A 15,972-nucleotide genomic window follows, 5' to 3' on the forward strand; every position below is an offset into this window, starting at 1 on the left:
ACGTACATCACATCCTGTTGTCCTTCAACAGAACAACTGCGTCATTTTGGCAGATTTTGAACTGCTCTTTATATAAGTGATTGTTTTATTTGAATAATGTGTTTTGTGCGTTCAGCGAATTTCAGTTTCAACTGTCAGGGACAAGTCTTCTGATGTAGATTAAGAAGACAAGTGAGGGGAGAAAAAAGAATGAGTGAAATGAATGTGCAACCCGTAACCCGCCGACCTCATCTGGCCGAGCACATCGCCCGCTCGCTGAGCGACGAGATTACTTCCGGGCGGCTGCGGCCGGGAGACCGTTTGCCCACTGAACAGTTTCTCTCGCAGAACTTCGGCGTCAGCCGCAACGTGGTGCGCGAGGGCATCGCCACGCTGCGGGCGCAGGGGCTGATTCAGTCTCGCCAGGGCGTAGGTGTGTTCGTCTCCGCCACCTCCCAAGCGTCAGAGCCTTTGGCACGGCAGGCGAGTGCGCCGATGCTGGACGGTGACAACACCATCCGAAACATGTTTGAAGTGCGGGCCGTCCTGGAAAGTCAGGCCGCCGCGCTCACCGCGTCGCACATGACCCCGGCCAAGCTGAAAGTCATTCAGGCCGCGGTCCTGCGCATGCAATACGAAGGCGAACCGACCCTGGAAACCGTCAACGCCGACCTCGATTTTCACAGGGCCGTTGCGGCGGCGTCGGGCAACGATTATCTCGAGACGATGATTCGCACAGTACTCGAGCCAATGCGCGCACTGATCACCATGAACTTCGCGCGGCGAGGCCCGGTGTTCAGCAACATTCCTCACGCCGCGCGCGGGGAGCATGAAGAACTCGTGCAGGCTTTTATCGATCGAAATGCGACGGCGGCACGCCAGATCATGGGGGAACATATCGTCAACGCAGCCTCGCGATTCGGCTACGAGATCACATTTTTCTGATGGTTTGTGCCGAGCGGATCTTGTTTCGTTGTTCTACAACCTGGTCAGGTTGTTCCTTTGGCCTTCCGAGCATCTTGAACACGTCTGTTCCATCAGGAGAGAAGGCGAGGGAATAGGGATGACTTGTCTCTGGTCAGGCACTCGGCACTCCTGTACCAGACGCAAACATCGGCAAGCGTTGCAACATCCAGTTCAGCAGCTCTTGAGCAGGGGCGGCCAACGGTCGGCCGGACTTCACCAACAGTTTTGCTTCAACCCCAAGAAACAACGGATGGTCGATCGGCACCGCCGCCAGGCTGCCATTAGCGATTTCCCGATAGGCCGCGAATTCACCGAGCAACGAAGCAAAACCGCCGTCCTCCACCATGCGCTTGAGCGCCGCGAGGGAGTTGCTGACGAGTACCGGGCGGATCTCGATTTTCTCGGCATACTCGAGCATCTTGATCGCATGACCGATACCGAACGTCGTGGGCGTCAGGACCAGTTGGCAGGCGAGGATATCCTCGACGGTTGCCGCCGCGCCCCGCGATGCCAGCGGATGATCCGGGCGAACCAACAGCATCACTGGTTGCGAAAACGTCGCGCGGTAGTCGATGTGCGGATGCGGCGGCGGATTGTACGCAAGGCCGATGTGCGCACGGTTTTCGGCGACTTCGTTGAGGACATCGTCGACGGGCAGGATGTCCAGCCGCACATCAAGTTTGGGGTACTGCTTGCAGAACGGCGCGAGCACGTTGTCGACCAACGCATCGACATAGCCCTCGCTGATGACGACGCGCACATGGCCTTGCTGCAGGCCCTTGATCGCTTGCAACTGATCTTCGAGTTTCTCTTGGTGCGATCGATAGCCGCGCCAGAACTCCAGCAGGTGCGCCGCAGCCTCGGTGGGCTGAACGCCCCGTGCCTGGCGCTCGAACAGTTTTGCGCCGATTTCCTCTTCCAGCAGCTTGATCTGGCGCGTGATCACTGAGGGCGACGTATTGATGTTGTCGGCCGCGCCACGAATCGATCCGTGAGTCAGCACCTCATGAAAATACCGAAGCCGTTGTTGATTGATTTCGCGCATGTCGGGAACTCTCTCCAGAGATGTAGCGTTGCCTATAAAGCAACACTACACGAACTTAGTTGCTCTTGCTGGTCCTGAGGTGCCGGTGCAACATTCTTTGGCACGAACGCGGACCAACAAGAATAACGGGAGATTCGCATGTCAATTCTTCAGGCGCAGGCACGAAGTGATGCCCTTTCAGCCCTTTACCGCAAACTCAACTGGCGGCTGCTGCCGCTGCTGTTCATCTGTTACGTATTTGCGTATCTGGACCGGATCAACGTCGGCTTCGCCAAACTGCAGATGCAGAATGACCTTGGGCTTTCCGATGCGGCCTATGGCGCGGGCGCCGGTATTTTCTTTCTGGGGTATGTGTTGTTCGAGTTGCCGAGCAACCTGCTGCTGCCGAAGGTCGGCGCACGGAAAACCTTCAGCCGTATTCTGGTGTGTTGGGGCATCACCTCGGCCTGCATGTTGTTCGTGCGCAACGTGCCGATGTTTTACGCCATGCGCTTTTTGCTGGGTGTGTTCGAAGCCGGTTTTGCACCGGGCATGATTTATTACCTGTCCTGCTGGTACGGTCCCAAGCGTATGGCGCGGGCCATTGCGATCGTGTTTATCGCTGGCCCCATTGGCGGCATTGTGGGTGGCCCCCTGTCTGCGTGGTTGATCACCACGTTCGAAGGCGTTGGCGGTCTGGCCGGCTGGCAGTGGATGTTTTTGATTGAAGGCTTGCCGTGCGTTTTCCTCGGTGTGCTGACTTATTTCATCCTTTCCAATCGACCCGCTGAGGCGCGCTGGCTGAGCCATGAAGAGAAGGGCTTGCTGGCCAGTGAGCTGGGTGAATCGACCGGTCGCGTCCATTCGTTCCGTGCGGTGTTGCGCGACCCGAAAATCTACATTCTCGCCAGCGCCTATTTCTGCATCATCTTCTCGATCTACGCCATGAGTTTCTGGCTGCCGGCAATCCTCAAGGCCCAGGGCGTCAACGACACCATGCAACTGGGCTGGTACGCCGCGATTCCCTATGTCGCCGCCGCTTGCGGCATGTACTGGATAGGGCGCCGATCAGACCGTGTCGGTGAAAGGCGCTATCACTGCGCAGTGCCTGCGGGGATCGGCGCGATCCTGCTGCTTCTGTACCCCTTTGCCGACGGCAACCTGATGGCCGCGCTGGCACTGCTGACCCTGGCAACCGCCATGATGTTCATGGCCTACACCGTGTTGTGGGCGATGCCCTCCGAACACATCAAGGGCGAGGCGGCGGCAGGCGGTATTGCCTTGATCAATACCATCGGTCTTTCCGGCGGCTTCTGGGGGCCGGCCATAATCGGCTGGGCAAAAACCGCAACCGGCAGCGCGAATCTTGGCATCGTTATCGTGGGTTGCGTATTTCTGTGCGCAGCATTGGTGATCTTGTCGACCAAGCCGAAAACGCGTGACGGCGCGGTGCCTGAATACAGTGCGGGTTGATCTTTCACCACCCGCGTTCTATGTCATGTTCCGCAAGGAACCCTTTAAAGAGAGAACTCAAATGCTTTTACACCTGTCGACCTGGGCCGAGATCGGCCAATTTCTTCAACGCAGCCGCACCATCGTGATCCCGATCGGTTCGAACGAACAACACGGTCCTACCGGTCTTCTGGGGACCGACTGGATGTGCCCGGAAATCATTGCCGGTGAGGCGCAAAAAAACGCAGACATCCTGATTGCGCCGACCTTCAATATCGGCATGGCCCAGCACCATCTTGGGTTCCCTGGAACCATCTCGCTGCGTCCGTCGACCTTCATTGCGGCGATTGGCGATTGGGTGCGCTCGCTGGCCGCTCACGGGTTTGAAAAAATCCTCTTCCTCAATGGCCACGGTGGCAACGTTGCATCGATTGAGGCGGCGTTCTCTGAGCTCTACGCCGAAGCCAGCTTCGCTCGACGCCCAGCAGGGTTCGCGCTGAAGTTGTGCAATTGGTGGGACCTTGAGGGGGTAGGGGAGCTTGCGCGCGAGCAGTTCCCTACGGGGCACGGCGTTCACGCCACGCCGTCCGAGATTGCGGTCACACAATGGGCCTACCCGGATTCGATCAAATCGGCTGAATACTCGCCGCAGATCGCCCCCTGGGGCCCGATCCGCGAAGCGATGGACTTCCGCGCACGCCATCCTGATGGCCGCATGGGCTCGGACCCGGCGCTGGCGACGCCAGAAAAAGGTCGTGACCTGGTCATGCTGGCAGCACAGAGCCTGGTGCGGGAGTTGGACGGTTTCAGCCGCGAATCAATGCCTGGCTGAACAATCGCATCAAGTCTTTTCAATTGGCCAACGCCCGGTATTTCCGGGCGTTGGCACGTCCTGTTTGAGGAAATCCCTATGATCGTTGATACGGAGGGTTATCCATGCCCCGGAGTTTGCACCGAGAAAATTCCAGCGGCAGGCCAAGCACTTCAGCGACAGCAAGTCCCAACTATTAATTACTCAGTGTAATAAGTGAAATTCAATTCAGGGGCTCTATCGCTGTCTTCTCTAGTAATAAGATGGCGCCATCAAACCATTGCTACTGGAGAATCGCGTGAAAAAAACCATTATTGCCGCCCTGTTAACCGCTGCCGCTAACTATGCCAATGCCGGCACGGTATTGGTTGTACTGTCGGATCAGGCTCAACTGGACCTGAAAGACGGCAAGGTCATGCAAACAGGCTTCTTCCTGAACGAATTAATGCAACCGGTGCAGACCTTCATCGAGGCGGGTCAAACCGTCGTATTTGCCACCCCTAGCGGCAAGGCGCCAACCGCGGACCAGAAATCCAATGATGTGAGCTTCTGGGGCGGCGATGAAAAGGCCCGTCAGGAAAGTCTCGCGCTGCTGGACACGCTGAAGCTGACCTCGAAGAGCGGCTCACCGGCAATCAGCTTCGCGCAGGTTCAGAAAATCGGCTACGACAAGTTCGATGCCGTATTCGTGCCTGGCGGCCATATCCCGATGCAGGATCTGCTGAAGGACAAGCAACTGGGCCAACTGCTGACCAACTTCCATGAAAAAGGCAAGGTCACCGGCTTCACCTGCCATGGCACCATAGCCATGTTGTCGGCGATCCCGGACGCGCATGGTTTTGTCTCCGCGCTGGAATCGGGCAAACAGCCGGCAGCGCCAGCCAATTGGATTTACAAGGGCTACAAAGTCACCGCCTTTACCGACGCGGAAGAGGAGCAGGCCAAAGGTTTCCTCGGCGGCGGCCATATGAAACTGTTCCCGCAGGATGGCCTGACGGCAGCCGGTGCTAACTTCTCCGAAGCCAAGCCATGGAGCGAGAACGTGATCGAAGACCGAGAAGTCATTTCCGGCCAGAACCCACAGTCGGCCAAGGCAGTCGCCGTAGCCATGCTGGCGAAACTGAAGTAATTCTGGGCGGCCGTCCCGGGCAATCCGGGCCGTAGGTGCTGGGGGTCGATCTGCTTTGGCTCCAGCACCACCGTCTATCCCGTGGTATTGGGCCTCGTACCCAGTACCGGATTGGTCCGAGCCGAAGTCAAGATGTGATCGATAATCTGCCAAGTCGCATCTCACCTGCCTACTTATATGCGTTCGACCTGACCAATTATTTGCATTGCACCTGACTAACCAGATACCAAAGTCGTAAGCGACCGGAATCGACCCGGTGAGGCTGGTGACAGACAGAAATCGACCATAACCGGCCGCTCGAAAGACGCCTGAGAACATCAAGTCGGAGCTTCGGATGATGTGTTTCTGCTTTGATCATGAGCCAATACAAAACCTCGCGCTGTCAGCCTGGCAGTTAGGACGCTTAATGCTCGGCGGAAGACCGGATGACAGTCGGCATACGGCAAATTATCGAGCGGAGCCCAAAAAAAGCTGAAGGTATGGCCATGGTCATCGAGCGTGTGATGAGTCCATTGCTCCGGCAAGGATGCCCGCGTGAAACACAGCTGGAATGACCATATCTGGTCGAGATGCCCGGCGTCCCAGCAGCCCATATTGCTGACAACCGAGGCGGCTATGCCTGATTCTTCGCTTAATTCGCGCAGAGCGGTCTCAGCTGGAGTTTCACCTTTCTCGATTGTCCCTTTGACCAGTTGTACGCCTGCTATTGGATGGCGGAACAGAAGGATGTGTGCACCAGGAATGCTGGAGAGGATGACGGGGCAAGCCTTGTTCGGTGACATGGCGATTTCCTTATCGACAACGAAGCACACATCTTGCGACCTTAGCCTCGATGTTCAGCTTGAATAAAGCGCTTCATGGGCAATCCTTGCGATGAAATCCTCAGAAATCATAGAAGGGTTCTCGACAATGTTTTGTTCACGATTTCAGCCAAAAATATATCCTACACTTGATCTATTCTGGATCGTGACAACAGACGCAAAGCTTGTTTCCTTCAGGGTCTCGAAAGTACGCCCCATAAAAATTCGGGTGGTATTCGGGTCGCAGGCCCGGAGTGCCTTCGCATGTTCCATCCAATACCAACGCCAAAGCATGGGCGTTGTGTACGATCTGTCGATTAGGTGCTAGCAGAGCAATCATTTGCCCATTTCCTAGCGTCGCAGATTCGCCGTCGAACGGTTTGCCCACCACGAAAAGAGGGCGTGCAGTGTCGGGGTGTTTCCAGCCAGCCCATGGGCGTTCAAGGTCTGTGAACTTGAGATCAAGTCCGAGTATCTGCATGACCCCTTGATAAAACACAAGTGCTCTATTGAAGTCATTCACTCCGATGAATACATGTGAAATCATTTTTGTCCTAAAAAGAGGAAGCCTTCTCGCACCATACCAAGAATTTTCAGGCTGTTTTCAACTCCTAGCCTGAAACATACTCCGTCGACCTGGAAGCTGTTTTTACACAAACTGGGCCGATTGCTGCCTGTTGTGAAGGGCTGCTATCAACCCAGGCTGTGTGAAAGCACAAGCAGCATTTTGAAGTCCTCGCCTTTACGTAAAATCTGCCAGCGTTCGGTCAGTCGGCGAACTTGGAGTTTGCTCAGAAACGCGATGTCCACTCCGATTACAATCGCCGCCGCTGATCGAAAGCGTTTTTCGATTGGTACCCTGTACCTATTCCCGAAGCTGCTTGCGTTACATCCGGCCATCGAGAATGGGTCCCAGGCCTAGTTTCTGAAACGAGCCCGAAACCCTCTCTCTAAAAATAAGCCGCTCTCCATAAAATGATACGTGTGCCGACTACATCGGAGGACGTTGCAATTTGACCCACTCCTGTACGGTTGGTCGTTGCCATTGGCGCTGCGCGTACTCCACCAGCGCGGGTGGTACGGAGTCACCATTGAATATCAGCCGGTTGAGCATCAAGGCCAGATCCACATCGGCGATCGACCATTGGCCGAACAGGTACTCGGGGCTGTCGGCCAGTAGCGTTTGTGCGGCACCGAACAGCTTGCGCGCTGCCGACTCGGCAGCTGGCGACAAGGGGTTTGATTTGAGTCCATAAAACACAACCAATGTGGATCGTTCCTGCCGAATGGGCAGCAGGTCACTTCGCACCCATGCCTGGACTTGTCGTGCCTTTGCATGCTGCATCAGGTCTTGTGGGTAAACCGGCGCCTGGGGGAAAACGTCTTCTAGGTACTCAGTGATCGCCGACGATTCAGATAAGGCGAAGTCGCCGTGCACAAGTGTGGGTACCCGCTGGGTCTGCGAGAGGCTGGCATAGTCCTCTGACTGGTTTTCGGATGCGTCGAGGTCTAGCGGGATCATTTCAAATTCGATGCCCTTTTCGCGGAGTACCACGAAAGCCGACATGGCATAGGGGCTGGAAAATTGAGAGTCAACGTACAAGCGCAGGCGGGAATTGTTCACAGGGTCATCTCCTTATGCAGAAGGAGGCACGCTACGAGATCCACAGCGATAAATAAAATTCATGATTTTCATGGGCGTATTCCTGACCGGAATACCTTGTTTGCCGCCCGCCCTCGTCTGGCTTCCTTCAGATTGGGCGCGCTCGGTTTTGAGGGTGTTGACCCCGCCACGACAGGTCGCCCGGCTTATCATTCAGCGGTCGTGCTGAAGATCTATCTCACGGCTATCTCAATCGGATTCAGTCCAGCCGCCAGCTTGAACGGGAGGCCGAGCGCAACCCACGGGGACCAGAGCCCCCTGAGTCGGTCCACGCATCCACATACCGGTCTGAATGGTCTGCGTGGACCAATCGGGTACTTCTTTTTCCCACCCCTCAGGTGAGCTGCGCAAGTTCTAGCGTTTAATTCATCCAGCGAGATTTCACACAGCCTTGGCCGATTGCTGCCCATCGCCAAGGGTTGCTCTGGGTCGAATAGCGACCACCACTCATTGTGACTGATCCACCCTTGTCCTCCCTGAGCGTGGAGGACAAGCCACGAACACTATTGCTACATACAGCCATCAGCCTTGGAACAAGGGAAAGATTGTCGGGCAGAAAGCCCCATTGCGGCAAAAGATTTGTGTAGGTTGAGCCCGCCAGACACGTCGATGATCTAGAATCGCTCTTGGAAATAAAAGGCGAAGGGAGACGCTGATGAGATTTGAGCTAGATCGATATAATGGAGTCGTGATCGATCCGACTTCACTGCCGGCAGACATTAATAATCTGATCATTGATCTCGAAGAATTAATCACCTATTTGATTCGGCAGCGAAAATCGCTTGCCTGGATCTCAGTCCCGATCGCGTCCGCAGCAAGCATTCCTCTTTTCATCAATGCAGGCTTTACGTTCCATAGCTGCCTGCGAAATGAGCTGACTTTGGTTCGACAACCGGAATATCCAACCTTCGTACCGTTTGTGCCAACACATACCATTGGTGCAGGTGCAATCGTTCTGAGCGACACAAACGAAATCTTGGTCGTGAAAGAACGGGGTAGCAAAGGATTCAAGCTGCCCGGCGGTCACGTCGAAGCAACGGAACGAATTCAAGATTCAATCCAGCGAGAAGTGCTGGAAGAAACAGGAATCGATGCAAAATTTGAGTCAATTGTCGGTTTTACGTCCAAACACCCCTATCAGTTTGGCAAATCCAACCTCCATTTCATCTGCCAGATGAGAGCCTTGACGCATGCTATTAACATCTTGGACGTTGATGAGATCGAGGACGCAAAATGGATTTCGCTGAACGCGTACATTTCGGACCCCACCAACAGCCTCTCGAATCGCGAGATGATTAGCCGTGTTGCTTTCAGCTCAGGGCTGATGGCAACGGACGTTTCAGGGAATAACGGACCGCACCGCAAACATGAAATTTTTATGGCCGTGCCTGCGGTCGTGGCCCATCTTAAGCCCTTCTCAGAGTGCTCATATCAAATATGACCGCTTTGGGTCGTTTTCTGCCTCTCGCGACGGCAGAAAACGACCCTTAGTGGACGGTCACTTGGGCCGATCAGATTGAACAAACGAGCCGTTCACCCACGCTGCTGATAAAGGTTTCCCGTATTGTTTTACCTGCTCACCCAATGCGAATATGCCGCTTTGCAAACCAAGGCAACATGGAGGCTTCGCACGTGAGCGCTACTTCTTCGATCTGGTTTTTTGTCGTGCCCTTCGCGATTGCAGCAGCAATCCCCGGCCCCGCTCAGGGAGCCCTTCTAGGTCAAGTGGTGTCGCGTGGCGCAAGGTCTACGATCCCTTTCATCGGCGGCATGGTGCTGGGTAATGCTGTCTGGCTGGTGGTCGCCACCCTCGGTCTCGCGGCGCTGGCACTGCAGTTCGAGCCTGTGTTCATCGCGGTGAAATGGCTCGGTGTTGCCTTTATCCTGTTCATCGCATGGAACTTATGGTCGAAGAACACCGAACAACTTCAAGAACCTCCGAAGCGCTCAGCTAGCCGAGGCCTTCTTGCAGGCGCTGTGCTGACTCTGAGTAATCCAAAGGCCGTTGTATTTTTCGGCGCGGTGCTGCCTCATGCATTTGATCTGACGGCGCTGACCTGGCCAGAAGTCGTCTTTATTACCGCGCTCGGCATCGGGATCGATCTCACCATCCAACTGGTTTACCTGGTTACCGCATCGCGAATCAAGCGCACCATCCAGTCACCGAAGGCAATGAAGCGTCTGAACAGAGCGTCAGCCGGCGTAATGACCGGTTGTGCGGGCTGGATGGCCGTTTCGCGCTGATCTTCTCTGCAGTAAGGCTTTGCAAGCCTGCAAAGCCTTTTCGCTTTGCAGTTGACCGAATAGCCCCCCTCTGCCTTCAATGATCTGATCTCCTGGTCGCATGCTTGGGTGGACGTCTGCTGTTGGCCGAAAGCGGTCCTTTCTGATGGGTGGTTTTTGGCCGAAGGGGGGCAGCTTGCACTGGTTTGTAGACCCGTACGCGAGTAGACCGGCAGGCTCGAAAGCGCCCTGTGCATGACAACCATCAAACCGGGTCGAATGAACGCCGCAACGGTGTACTGCCTCCCTTTTTGTCTATCACAGGGCCAATCAATCTCATCTTCCCCACAGCAACCTTTCAACCTCATCAAATTTGCCGGCGACCTTCAAATAAGTCTCAGCCCATCCACTACTCATGCCCAGTTCCTGCAACGGTCCGGTGGGCGCAAACAACACGGCGACGTTCAACCGCTCAGGCAAGGTACCGGTTTTTAATGAGTGGATCAGGGCTTGTAGTTCAGCTTTCGCCTTGAACTCATCAGCCCAATACGACCAGCAGAAATCATTTCCCGGAATCGACACCAGTTCAACAGCGGCCTCAAGTATGAGGACGAGAGACTCGACAGCGGAATTACACTCCGCTGTTCCCTGGAGCAAGCGATGCAGGTGGCGGGTTTCCATGGGTATTCCAGGACAGTTTGGACGATAAAAAGTGGGCGAAACATGATCAAACCACCGTGGGCCGCAACTCCTGCGCCAGTTCAATCAGTGCGCGCAATCGCGCCGGCACGAAGCGATGGCCCGAGTAGTAGAGCCTCAACCCGCCAAACGACGGACACCACGGCATCAACACCGGCAACAGGGCGCCGCTTGCCAGTTCTTCTTGGATGAACCACTCGGAAATGAAACCAATGCCAAGGCCCAACACCACGGCCTGTTTGATGGCCAGCACTTCGTTGGAGGCGAAGCGCACCGGCAGATCCATCTGCACCTTCTGGCCATCGCGCTCCAATTCCCACTGGTAGAGGCCACCATGGGCCATGCGCATGCCGATGCTCCGGTGGGTGAGTAGATCTCGCGGATGCTCGGGCACGCCGTGGCGTTCGAGGTACTCGGGCGTTGCTACCACGAGCATCCGGATGTCACCTGACAGTGCCACGGCAATCATGTCTTGCGGCACAGACTCTGCCAGGCGAATCCCAGCGTCGAAGCCACCGGCGATAATATCGACCATGCTTGATTCGCTGACGATGTCGATGCGCACTTCGGGATAGCGCTGAGCGTACTGCTTCAATAGCGGATCCAACAGCAGGTAGGCCGCGCCATGCGGTGCATTGATGCGCAATGTACCGCTGGGTTCATCGGGGCCGACGCTGGCTTCTTCGCCGGCACTTTTGATCTGCGCCAACGCAGGTGCGATGCGTGCCACATAGCGTTGCCCGATGTCGGTGAGGGCCACGCTGCGCGTGGAGCGATTGAACAGGCGCACTTTCAGGCGTGCTTCCAGGCTGGCCACCGCGCTGCTCACGGCGGTAGTGGACATGCCCAACTCCTGTGCTGCGCCGCGAAAACTGCTGCGGCGCGCAACGGCCAGAACCACTTCCAGCTCGGTCATTCCTGTTCTGTGCATGGATTGTCCTGAATATAAGGATGCTTCATAAGCCAAAGGATGGCTTATCGGAATAATGAACCCTTCTTAGACTTCATCACAGAGGCTCGATTCAGGCGAGTCATTTTGAGCGAGGAGTCGCCATGCAACGCATTGAACATATCTACATCAACGGCGAGTTCGTCATTCCACACGGTCAGGAATGGTTCGACCTTCATAACCCGAGCACCGAGAAAGTCATTGGTCAGGTTCGATTGGGCGATGCACTGGACGCTCAGCGTGCCATCGCAGCAGCCAAGGCTGCGTTCCCGGCGTGGGCTCGTACAAGCAGGGAAGAACGAATTTCGGCATTGCAACGCATGCACCAGGCCGTGGCGGCAAAGGAGGAAGAGCTGCTGGAAGCCATCCTCACGGAATACGGTGCGCCTGCGGCTCGCGGGCGCTCGATGGCGACTTATCCGGCCGACGTGATCGCGCAAGCAATCGGTGCCCTGCAGGCGTTCGATTTCGAGGAGCAGGTCGGCATGGCCAGGGTCATTCTCACGCCCGTGGGCGTTGCCGGTCTGATCACACCCTGGAACAGCAATGCGGGCTTCATCTGCAACAAGCTGGCCACCGCGCTGGCAGCAGGCTGCACTGCCGTCATCAAGCCAAGCGAGATGAGCGCGTTACAGACGCAGGTCGTGGTCAGAGCGTTGCACGAGGCCGGTCTGCCACCGGGTGTATTCAATATCGTCAACGGACGAGGCGATGTAGTAGGTGAGGAAATCGCCCGTCATCCCGACGTTGCCAAAATCTCGTTCACGGGCTCGTCCGCTGTCGGTCAGCATCTGGTAAGAACCGGTGCCGACACCATGAAGCGCGTGACGCTCGAACTCGGCGGCAAGTCGCCCACCGTGGTGCTTGACGATGCGGATTTCCAGGCAGTCATGCCGCTGGTGCTGCAAGCCGGATTTCTCAACAGCGGCCAGGCTTGCATCGCCGGCACTCGTATCCTCGTGCCGCGCAGCCGGTTGGCAGAGTTCGAGCGGATTGCGAAGGAGGGTGTCTCACAGATTCAATCGGGCGATCCACGAAACGTCGACACCGACATCGGTCCGATGGTGAGCCAGAAACAATGGGAACGGGTGCAGCGCTACATCCGTACCGGCCAGGAAGAAGGCGCGAGGTTGCTGGCGGGTGGCGAAGGTCGACCGGAAGGCTTGCATGCCGGATGGTTCGTGAAGCCCACGATCTTCACTGATGCCCACAACCGGATGCGCATCGCGCGTGAGGAAATCTTCGGGCCCGTGTTGACGATCATCCCCTACGAGGATGATGCCGATGCGATCAGCATTGCCAACGATACGGACTACGGTCTGAGCGCCCTGGTGCTGGGGAAAAGCGCCAAACGTTGTATGAACGTCGCCCGTAAGATCGATTCCGGACGCGTGCTCATCAACACCCTGGCCCACGAACCGCGTGCCCCCTTCGGTGGATTCAAGCATTCAGGCCTTGGGCGCGAAATGGGCAGGTGGGGGATGAGCGCGTATTTGGAGCCGAAGACGTTGATCAGGTATGACCCGTTGAAATGACTGGGTCTGGTTCCTGTCTGGGAACACTGGATGGGGAATGGCAGTTAGCGTCCACTTTTGGCCGATAGCAGGCTGATCCAAGAGGCCACGTTGCTGACACATATGCGATGCTTACCCTCGTAATCACGACATTGGCTTTCTGAATTTTTTTCGAAGCTTTCGCCGTCTGTAGGAAGTACGCATTAGCTTATTCAACAACCCTTGAGGGAGTATGTTTAAACACCCTCAAGGTTACGTCCTGAAAGCTACAAAACCTTGCGCCGTTGCCTACGACTGCACCAGAATCCGCCGGCTTGTGCGCTTTTAGGCCGCTCGGTAACTTGATCCGTGTCACTGCTCATCAGTGATCGGGTTTAGCAGCCCGTGGATAACCTAAGACGCACGACGCTTCTATCAGTCAGGTTTTGCACCTGCATTTTGATGGTGGCTGTGCGCAGGGCGCCCTTGGGCGCGCCGGCTTCTTAGGTTTCCCGGTCTGCTAACCTGCGTGCAGCTGCCTCCCTCTCGTTTAGCAGCAAGAGGTTGGCACACCATTAGGAACCTAAGGTATGTTCAAAATCACACCCAACCCACCCGACACCGATCCAGTTTCCCCATACGAACCCGATTCAAAAAAACTCAACGACGCCGCCGAACGCGCCCTCGATTTCCACTTCCCATCAAGCGCCGACATCAAAGCCACCCCGCGTACATCCAGCAAGCTGTTTTCCATAGACCCAGAAGCCACGGCCGAAACCCTGGCGGTTTTTTTGGTCGAGACGCTGGCGTCGGTGGATGTGATGGTCCATCAGTTGGTGGATCATTTGGAGGGGGAGTCGCGTTATGCCTTGTTGGGCATTTCGAACAGCATCATGGTGGCGGAGATTACGGCGAACCGTGTGTTGGATAAGGTTGAGCCATCCGTGTAACCGCTGTTCTGTGGCGAGGGAGCTTGCTCCCGCTGGGCAGCGAAGCGGCCCCAAAAGATGGGCCTGCTGCGCAGGCCAACGGGAGCAAGCTCCCTCGCCACAGGTTGCTTGTTGTTTGTTCTATTTGTGTTTGTAAAAACGGGACGCTTGGCGTCCCGTTTTTTAGGGTGGTGGTATCAGCCGCCAGCGCGTTTATTCAACGCCTCTTCCGCCGCAGCGATTTCAGCCTGGCGTCTGATGATCACGTCGCCCACCGGCGGCCCCTGGAAGCGGCGGGCTTCGAAGCCGAACCAGACGATGGCCGTCAGCACCAGAAAGCCGATGGTGATGTACAGCGCCCAATCGTTCGGTGGCTGGATGCCGATGATGAAGATGATCACCATCGACAGGATTGAGAGCAGGGCAAACACGGTGAACCAGAAGCGCCCCATGTTCCACGGTCCCATGGTGGGCCACTTCGACGTCCCGTAGGTGAACAGGCCCAGCACGATAGGGATGATGAAGGAGAAGAACAGGAAGATCACCGTGCAGGAGACCACGATGGTATAGACCGGCGTTTCGCCGACCGAGATCACCGACGAGCCCCAGACGAACAGCACTGCGAGGGTGGCGCCGGTCCAGATCGCCGCCACCGGGCTGCGCAGGGTCGGCGAGACCGAGGCCAGTGCTCTGGAGAAGGGCAGGCCGCCGTCGCGGGAGAAGGCGAAGATCATCCGTGACACCGAGGTCACGGTCGCCAGTCCGCAGAGGAATTGCGAGATGAAAATGGCCACGTACAGCGCCGTTTTTACCGTCGGGTTCACTTGCGTGTCCATTGCCCAGAAGAACACGGTCCAGCCATGCTTCGCGGCCTCGTCCATGCTCGGCAGCATCAGCACAAAGGAGCTGAGCATGACCCAGCCGAACAGCAACGACCAGACCACCGACATAACCATGCCGCGGGGCACCGACATGGCGGCGTTGCGGGTCTCTTCCGAGGTGTGCGCGGAGGCGTCGTAACCGGTGATGGTGTAGATCGGCAAGAGCAGGCCAAGCATGAAAACCCAGCCGTTCGAGACCTGCGGCCAGACGCTGCCGCCCGCTTCGCCGGAGTAGTTGCTGAAGGTCCACAACCGGGCGAACTCATAGCTGGGCGCCGAGATCAGGCAGACGATGGTCAGCGCCAGTGCCGTGGCGAAGATCAGATAGCCCGAGAAGTCGGTGAGTTTCGCGGTCAGGCCGATACCCAAGTGGTTACACAAGGCTTGCAGGCCCGTGAGGATCGCCAGGAAAATCACCCGTGTCGTGGTGGTGTCTTCCATGCCTATTGCCGGTCCGAAGGCGCCGAAAAAGAAGTAATAAGTACCGACGTTGATCGCGCCGAGCACGGTGACCAGCCCCAACAGGTTGAACCAGGCCGTCAGCCAGCCGGTGAAGCGGTTACCGAGAATCGAGCCCCAGTGATAGAGGCCGCCAGCGGTGGGGTAGGCGGAGGAGATCTGCGCCATGGCCATGGCGAAAACCCCGGAGATCAGGCAGCCGATTGGCCAGCCGATGCCGATGGCCGCGCCGCCTGCACCCGAGGTGCCCTGGGCAAGTGAGTTGATGCCACCCGAGAGGATGCAGATGATCGAAAAGGAAATGGCAAAGTTGGAGAAAACGCCCATGCGTCGCGAGAGCTGCTGGGCGTAGCCCATGCTGTGCAACACCTTGACGTCATCGTCTTGCGGCGCGCTTGTGCCGGGCTGACTTGCTGGATTCATGTTGTGTGCCCCTTCAGGTTTTGATACGCATCCATCCGGGTCCCGGATGGGCTGGCTTTCAACCCCTTGTCGTACTGCTCCTTTTCCAACCG

At 56.6% G+C, this 15,972-nt stretch carries 15 protein-coding genes and 2 pseudogenes; 10 read left to right on the forward strand and 7 right to left on the reverse strand.

The window, feature by feature from the left end; translation table 11 throughout:
• The first annotated feature begins 189 nt into the window (after nt 1-189).
• Nucleotides 190-924, forward strand: coding sequence for a FadR/GntR family transcriptional regulator (locus ACA060_RS10915; RefSeq protein WP_497317150.1), 735 nt, complete (start codon nt 190-192; stop codon nt 922-924).
• A gap of 133 nt (nt 925-1,057) precedes the next feature.
• On the opposite strand, the gene ACA060_RS10920 is transcribed toward ACA060_RS10915, so the two are convergent.
• Complete coding sequence (locus ACA060_RS10920; RefSeq protein ID WP_109629534.1) at nt 1,058-1,990, reverse strand: LysR family transcriptional regulator; 933 nt, start codon at nt 1,988-1,990, stop codon at nt 1,058-1,060.
• A gap of 138 nt (nt 1,991-2,128) precedes the next feature.
• Between ACA060_RS10920 and ACA060_RS10925 the strand changes: the two genes are divergently transcribed.
• From ACA060_RS10925 to ACA060_RS10935, 3 genes are all read left to right on the forward strand, one after another.
• Nucleotides 2,129-3,442 carry an MFS transporter gene (locus ACA060_RS10925; protein ID WP_497317152.1) on the forward strand — a complete coding sequence of 438 codons (1,314 nt, stop codon included), beginning with the start codon at nt 2,129-2,131 and terminating at the stop codon, nt 3,440-3,442.
• Nucleotides 3,443-3,503: 61 nt separating this feature from the next.
• Nucleotides 3,504-4,253 carry a creatininase family protein gene (locus ACA060_RS10930; protein WP_497318211.1) on the forward strand — a complete coding sequence of 250 codons (750 nt, stop codon included), beginning with the start codon at nt 3,504-3,506 and terminating at the stop codon, nt 4,251-4,253.
• Nucleotides 4,254-4,530: 277 nt separating this feature from the next.
• Nucleotides 4,531-5,361, forward strand: coding sequence for a type 1 glutamine amidotransferase domain-containing protein (locus tag ACA060_RS10935; protein ID WP_109629539.1), 831 nt, complete (start codon nt 4,531-4,533; stop codon nt 5,359-5,361).
• A gap of 317 nt (nt 5,362-5,678) precedes the next feature.
• On the opposite strand, the gene ACA060_RS10940 is transcribed toward ACA060_RS10935, so the two are convergent.
• From ACA060_RS10940 to yfcF, 3 genes are all read right to left on the reverse strand, one after another.
• The gene (locus ACA060_RS10940; RefSeq protein ID WP_497317154.1) at nt 5,679-6,143 is read right to left on the reverse strand and encodes an NUDIX hydrolase; all 465 of its coding nucleotides are present in this window, start codon (nt 6,141-6,143) and stop codon (nt 5,679-5,681) included.
• Nucleotides 6,144-6,315: 172 nt separating this feature from the next.
• Nucleotides 6,316-6,708 (reverse strand): VOC family protein, encoded by a 393-nt coding sequence (locus tag ACA060_RS10945; protein WP_497317156.1) that lies wholly within the window; start codon nt 6,706-6,708, stop codon nt 6,316-6,318.
• A gap of 444 nt (nt 6,709-7,152) precedes the next feature.
• Entirely contained in the window at nt 7,153-7,785 is a 633-nt protein-coding gene (gene yfcF / locus ACA060_RS10950) for a glutathione transferase (RefSeq protein WP_109629543.1), read from the reverse strand.
• A gap of 132 nt (nt 7,786-7,917) precedes the next feature.
• Here yfcF and ACA060_RS10955 point away from each other — a divergent pair.
• The 4 genes and pseudogenes from ACA060_RS10955 to ACA060_RS10970 form a co-directional block, all read left to right on the forward strand.
• Nucleotides 7,918-8,063: pseudogene (locus ACA060_RS10955) on the forward strand (transposase); the annotation flags it as partial.
• Nucleotides 8,064-8,329: 266 nt separating this feature from the next.
• Nucleotides 8,330-8,401: pseudogene (locus ACA060_RS10960) on the forward strand (integrase); the annotation flags it as partial.
• 78 nt (nt 8,402-8,479) lie between these two features.
• The gene (locus ACA060_RS10965; protein WP_497317158.1) at nt 8,480-9,265 is read left to right on the forward strand and encodes an NUDIX hydrolase; all 786 of its coding nucleotides are present in this window, start codon (nt 8,480-8,482) and stop codon (nt 9,263-9,265) included.
• 191 nt (nt 9,266-9,456) lie between these two features.
• Nucleotides 9,457-10,068, forward strand: coding sequence for a LysE family translocator (locus ACA060_RS10970; RefSeq protein ID WP_253436847.1), 612 nt, complete (start codon nt 9,457-9,459; stop codon nt 10,066-10,068).
• Between the two features lie 315 nt (nt 10,069-10,383).
• Here ACA060_RS10970 and ACA060_RS10975 read toward each other — a convergent pair whose 3' ends face one another.
• On the reverse strand, nt 10,384-10,728 hold the full coding sequence (locus tag ACA060_RS10975; protein ID WP_497317160.1) for a hypothetical protein: 345 nt from the start codon (nt 10,726-10,728) through the stop codon (nt 10,384-10,386).
• 46 nt (nt 10,729-10,774) lie between these two features.
• The gene (locus ACA060_RS10980; RefSeq protein ID WP_497317162.1) at nt 10,775-11,677 is read right to left on the reverse strand and encodes a LysR family transcriptional regulator; all 903 of its coding nucleotides are present in this window, start codon (nt 11,675-11,677) and stop codon (nt 10,775-10,777) included.
• 122 nt (nt 11,678-11,799) lie between these two features.
• On the opposite strand from ACA060_RS10980, the gene ACA060_RS10985 reads away from it, so the two are divergent.
• Complete coding sequence (locus ACA060_RS10985; protein ID WP_497317164.1) at nt 11,800-13,230, forward strand: aldehyde dehydrogenase family protein; 1,431 nt, start codon at nt 11,800-11,802, stop codon at nt 13,228-13,230.
• A gap of 548 nt (nt 13,231-13,778) precedes the next feature.
• Complete coding sequence (locus ACA060_RS10990; RefSeq protein ID WP_497317166.1) at nt 13,779-14,138, forward strand: DUF6124 family protein; 360 nt, start codon at nt 13,779-13,781, stop codon at nt 14,136-14,138.
• Nucleotides 14,139-14,314: 176 nt separating this feature from the next.
• Here ACA060_RS10990 and ACA060_RS10995 read toward each other — a convergent pair whose 3' ends face one another.
• Entirely contained in the window at nt 14,315-15,880 is a 1,566-nt protein-coding gene (locus tag ACA060_RS10995) for an amino acid permease (protein WP_497317168.1), read from the reverse strand.
• Between the last annotated feature and the right edge of the window lie 92 nt (nt 15,881-15,972).

The sequence above is a fragment of the Pseudomonas sp. LBUM1671 genome, from assembly GCF_059695685.1.

Bases quoted from the DNA above. Each gene is read 5' to 3' on its own strand.
- ACA060_RS10965 (WP_497317158.1), top strand. From the start codon at position 8,480: ATGAGATTTGAGCTAGATCGATATAATGGAGTCGTGATCGATCCGACT.
- ACA060_RS10995 (WP_497317168.1), bottom strand. From the start codon at position 15,880: ATGAATCCAGCAAGTCAGCCCGGCACAAGCGCGCCGCAAGACGATGAC.
- ACA060_RS10920 (WP_109629534.1), bottom strand. From the start codon at position 1,990: ATGCGCGAAATCAATCAACAACGGCTTCGGTATTTTCATGAGGTGCTG.
- ACA060_RS10980 (WP_497317162.1), bottom strand. From the start codon at position 11,677: ATGCACAGAACAGGAATGACCGAGCTGGAAGTGGTTCTGGCCGTTGCG.
- ACA060_RS10925 (WP_497317152.1), top strand. From the start codon at position 2,129: ATGTCAATTCTTCAGGCGCAGGCACGAAGTGATGCCCTTTCAGCCCTT.
- ACA060_RS10915 (WP_497317150.1), top strand. From the start codon at position 190: ATGAGTGAAATGAATGTGCAACCCGTAACCCGCCGACCTCATCTGGCC.
- ACA060_RS10940 (WP_497317154.1), bottom strand. From the start codon at position 6,143: ATGTCACCGAACAAGGCTTGCCCCGTCATCCTCTCCAGCATTCCTGGT.
- ACA060_RS10930 (WP_497318211.1), top strand. From the start codon at position 3,504: ATGCTTTTACACCTGTCGACCTGGGCCGAGATCGGCCAATTTCTTCAA.
- ACA060_RS10945 (WP_497317156.1), bottom strand. From the start codon at position 6,708: ATGATTTCACATGTATTCATCGGAGTGAATGACTTCAATAGAGCACTT.
- ACA060_RS10975 (WP_497317160.1), bottom strand. From the start codon at position 10,728: ATGGAAACCCGCCACCTGCATCGCTTGCTCCAGGGAACAGCGGAGTGT.
- ACA060_RS10990 (WP_497317166.1), top strand. From the start codon at position 13,779: ATGTTCAAAATCACACCCAACCCACCCGACACCGATCCAGTTTCCCCA.
- ACA060_RS10985 (WP_497317164.1), top strand. From the start codon at position 11,800: ATGCAACGCATTGAACATATCTACATCAACGGCGAGTTCGTCATTCCA.